At 67.7% G+C, this 2594-nt stretch carries 3 protein-coding genes and 1 pseudogene; all 4 read left to right on the forward strand.

The genetic code is table 11. The features are described 5' to 3' along the window. Positions 1-288: 288 nt before the first annotated feature. The 4 genes and pseudogenes from ABZ070_RS36610 to ABZ070_RS36625 all read left to right on the forward strand — a co-directional run bounded on the left by ABZ070_RS36610 (position 289) and on the right by ABZ070_RS36625 (position 2494). Complete coding sequence (locus tag ABZ070_RS36610; protein WP_356640443.1) at positions 289-807, forward strand: aldo/keto reductase; 519 nt, start codon at positions 289-291, stop codon at positions 805-807. A 69-nt stretch (positions 808-876) separates the two neighbouring features. After that, positions 877-1230 carry a transposase family protein gene (locus tag ABZ070_RS36615; RefSeq protein WP_356640444.1) on the forward strand — a complete coding sequence of 118 codons (354 nt, stop codon included), beginning with the start codon at positions 877-879 and terminating at the stop codon, positions 1228-1230. Between the two features lie 86 nt (positions 1231-1316). Beyond that, positions 1317-1532: pseudogene (locus tag ABZ070_RS36620) on the forward strand (transposase); the annotation flags it as partial. A 44-nt stretch (positions 1533-1576) separates the two neighbouring features. After that, a complete protein-coding gene (locus tag ABZ070_RS36625) occupies positions 1577-2494 on the forward strand; it encodes a transposase (RefSeq protein ID WP_356640446.1) in 918 nt (305 codons plus the stop codon). Positions 2495-2594: the final 100 nt, after the last annotated feature.

Here is a 2594-nt window from a genome sequence, read left to right on the forward strand (position 1 = left end):
CGGCGCTGCAGCAGCGGTCTTCCTCTGCCGGCCCTCGGGCTCGATCAGTGCCGCTCTCCAGGCACGGACGCTGAGCCCTTGTCTGATCGGCGATGCACTGGATCGGGGTGTGACCCACGTAGACGTCACGGCCTCGTTGGCCACCGGTTTCCCGGCTGGCCAGGAACGAATCGGCCAACTGTTTGCCCCCTGGCGCAAACGGCGCGACGAGATGGTGGTCTTGGCACGGATCGAGCTGGCCGCCCAGCCCCGGGGGCCGCTTGACGGGTTCGGCTCAAGCAGGCGGTTTTGTCCGGGCTGGGCGGCTTGCTGCGCCGAACAGGCCTGGCCTACCTCGATCTGCTCTACGCCCACCGGTTCGACGCGGCCACTCCCCTTGAGGAAACGACGACCGCTCTGACTCATGCAGTTCAGCAGGGTAAACACGGCCTCGGCTGCATCGCCACCGACTCGACCGGTCACGCGCGGCTTAACTGCTCCGCGGGCCGGGCGCGGCGTACGAAAGGCATGCGGCGCGGCCGTCCTCGGGGGCTGGCACAGATCGCAGCCGTGCGTGAGCAGTCCATGGAACAGCTGGCTCTCAGCTGGGTACTGCGGGATCCGGCTATCACTTCTGTCCTGACGCCAGCAGTTCATTCGCACCACTTGGAGAACTATGGGGATGCGGCTCACCAGACCCGCTTCACTCCTGAAGAGCTCGCCGAACTCGATGCATGCTTCCCCCGCTTCATGCCCCCTCCCATCAGCCAGGCCATGACACCTCACCACCCATGCGGCAGCATTTTCACGCCTGTCGGCGACGGCTGAAAAGTGGTTCTGGATCACTTTCAGTGCCAGGGCCACGGAGGGTCACCGAAACCGCGATCATGAACGGCCGTGGCTGATGTCCTCCTCCAGGACCTGTGGTTCCATCAGGTCGAAGGTGTCGTGATCGAAAACGTCGTGCCTGACGGCGAGTTGGTGGTCGTGCGGGCCCGTGCAGCTGCCGAGCGGGCTGTGTGTCCGGCGTGCGGGACGGGGTCGTCCCGGGTACACAGCCGGTACGTACGTCGCCTCGCCGATAGTGCGGTCGGCGGGCGTCCGGTGCTGATCGAGTTACAGGTGCGGCGCTTCCGCTGTGGTCAACGTTCCTGCAGGCAGGCGACGTTCGCCGAGCAGGTCGACGGACTGACCGTCCGGCACGGCAGACGCAGCACCGGCTTGCAGAGGTGCTGGAGCGTGTGGCGGTGATGCTGGCCGGCCGTCCCGGCGCCCGCTTGTCCCAGGCTCTGGCGGCCGGGGTGAGCAGGTCGACGCTGCTGCGGCTGATCCGCCGCATGCCTGAGCCCGAGACCTCGACACCGCGGGTGCTCGGGGTGGACGACTTCGCGCTCCGCAAGGGCCACAACTACGGCACGATCCTGATCGACATCGAAACCCATCAGCCCATCGACCTGCTGCCGGACCGGACGACGTCGACGGTCGCCCGGTGGCTCGCCGAGCATCCCGGGGTCGAGGTGATCCGCAGAGACCGCTCCACGGCCTATGCCGAGGCCGGACGGCTCGGCGCCCCGAACGCCATCCACGTCGCGGACCGATGGCACATCTGGTCGAACCTGGCGAGGCCGTCGAGAAGACGGTCGTCCAGCACCGAGCTCTGCTGCGGGAACCGCACGACCCCTCCACCACCAGGGTCGCCGCGGACATGGAGAACACGAACCTCGAACCGTCTCCTCCCACCGGGCCGCGGACAACCGGCAGGCTCTCCGACCGTGTCCGGGAACAGCACACTGCCGTCCACGCTCTCCTCGACCAAGGCGTCGGACTGCGCGCGATCGCCCGCCAGCTCGGGCTGGCCCGCAACACGGTCCGCCGCTTCGCCAACGCCGCGGACCCGGACGAGCTCCTGGTCGGCCGGTGGACCGGCCGCACCAGCATCCTCGACCCCCACAAGCCCTACCTCCACCAGCGGTGGGCCGAAGGCTGCACCGTCGCCCGCCGCCTGTTCGAAGAAGCCCGCGAGCGCGGCTACACCGGCGGCGAGAGCGTCGTGAAGAAGTACGTGGCCAAACTCCGCGAGAACTTCCCGCACGACCCGCCCCGCAAAGCACCGTCCGTCCGGGACGTGACCAGCTGGCTGACCCGCCACCCCGACCGTCTCACCGACGACCAGGCCCAGCAGCTCAAAGCGATCCTGACCCGCTGCCCCGCCCTCGACCGAATCTCCCACCACGTTCACGCGTTCGCCGAGTTGATGAACGACCGCCAGGGCAAACACCTCGCCCAGTGGATCGACAGCGTCCAGGGCGATGACCTGCCCGCGCTGCACACCTTCGTCACCGGCCTCGGTCAGGACCTCGACGCCGTCGTCGCCGGGCTCAGCCTCCGCTACAGCTCCGGCGCCGTCGAAGGCCACAACAACAAGATCAAGATGCTGAAGCGGCAGATGTTCGGCCGAGCCAACTTCGACCTGCTCCGCAAGCGCGTCCTCCTCGCCGCGCGAGGCCGTTCATGATCGCGGTTTCGGTGACCCTCCGTGGCCCTGGCACTGAAAGTGATCCAGAACCCTATTCAAGCGTCGCCGACACACGCCGTGAGCCCTACGGGAAAGGGCA

The organism is Streptomyces sp. NPDC006283 (assembly GCF_040613325.1).
GTDB lineage: Bacteria > Actinomycetota > Actinomycetes > Streptomycetales > Streptomycetaceae > Streptomyces.

What these genes read in the sequence shown, in the direction of transcription:
- ABZ070_RS36625 (WP_356640446.1), top strand. Translation starts at nt 1,577, where the DNA reads ATGGCACATCTGGTCGAACCTGGCGAGGCCGTCGAGAAGACGGTCGTC.